Origin of the sequence: Allomesorhizobium camelthorni (assembly GCF_011045125.1) — a bacterium.
GTDB lineage: Bacteria > Pseudomonadota > Alphaproteobacteria > Rhizobiales > Rhizobiaceae > Allomesorhizobium > Allomesorhizobium camelthorni.
In genome coordinates, this window is sequence record NZ_JAAKZF010000253.1 from 1 (window position 1) to 1,324 (window position 1,324).

Here is a 1,324-nt window from a genome sequence, read left to right on the forward strand (position 1 = left end):
GGATGGTGCCCAGTTGTCGCAGCGCGGGACGAAATTATCCAATGGCTGGCATTTATAGGTTTCATAGCGGCGGGGAATAATGCCGCGGCGGGCGCCCGCCGGGGTGTCAGGCCCAGCCAGGCGGCATGATCGCGGCCGCGCCCGAAGCTCGGGGCATCGCCGACCGCAGCAACCAGGGCAGTGGCGTTGATAACACCGATCCCGGGGATCGTCGCAAGCCGGCTCACTGCTTCGTCCTCGCGCGCCATTGCCGCGAACTTTGCATCTAGGGCGGCAATCCGCGCATCAAGGCTGCGCCATTCGGCGCCCAAGTCCTCGACCAGCACGGCGCTCCAGATTGGAGAAGCTGCCGGTGTAGCCGCGCTGCTTGACGTCATGAAACAGATGTCGCCCGCAGCGGTTCCCCTTCCAGCATTTGAGCAAGGAACGTCTCAAGATACCACGGTGACGTCGGGTTCAATGCCGCTCGCCGCCCATCTGGTGGGGCCTGGAATGCAAGCCAGTTCGCTATGCTGCACCGCTCATAGCCGGTCCGTCGGGCGATCTCACTGTAGGACAGACCCTCCTGGAGTAAGGCGTGGAGCATCTCGAATATCTCCCGGCGAGACTGCCTATGCGCGAGCCGGGCACGCCGGCGATGAATCGCAGCGTCAACGATCGCGTCCTCGGACAGGATGGCTCTTCCTGAAGCACGGCCGGAAAGGCTCATCTGTTCCTCGACTGCCGTACGAAAATTCTGTACCAGATGAGACCGATCGGCCCACCTGCCAGGCCGCGGTGCACCTTCACGGACGGCTTGCGCATACAGGCCGCAGCGGTCTCGGCTGACGATCTCGACGGAAGGATGGCCCCGCAGCCACCTGGCTGCACTCTCCACACTCCGGTCGTCCAGAATGTCGACGACCGAGCGTCGCTCGAGATCAACCACGATAGTGCCGCATCGCGTCGCTCGCCGCCAGCTCCAGGCATCGATACCAACCACCCGAATCTCGGAGGCGTGGTGAGCAACAGATCACGCGTCACGGACACCGTCATAGCCAGCAGCCGTGGCTGCCCTAACGAATCTACGATCGAAACTGGCGAAGCCGTTACAATGCGCGGCTCGGCTAAGGTGTAGTGCGTCCGCGAAATCCATTCCCTTCTCGGCGAGATCGAGGGCGGTGGCAATGGCTGCGCCGTCCTCGATCGCCACGGTGGGAAGGCCGCCGAAGGCACGCAGCGCCCGGGCGACGTCGGACGGTCGATATTCGTAGGAGCTGCGCAGCACCCATTCGACCTCTAGCACGACCGTGACACCGACGAAGACCGGCTCGCCGTCGATCAG

General features: G+C 63.7%; 1 protein-coding gene and 2 pseudogenes. All 3 read right to left on the bottom strand.

Translation table 11 applies throughout. The annotated features are described in order from the left end of the window. Positions 1-95 precede the first annotated feature (95 nt). Positions 96-299, bottom strand: a pseudogene (locus tag G6N73_RS35675) (transposase); the annotation flags it as partial. A gap of 19 nt (positions 300-318) precedes the next feature. Beyond that, positions 319-1,012, bottom strand: a pseudogene (locus tag G6N73_RS35680) (transposase); the annotation flags it as partial. Next, positions 1,013-1,324: type II toxin-antitoxin system VapC family toxin (locus G6N73_RS38195; protein ID WP_165034543.1), on the bottom strand; the 312-nt coding region annotated here is incomplete at its 5' end.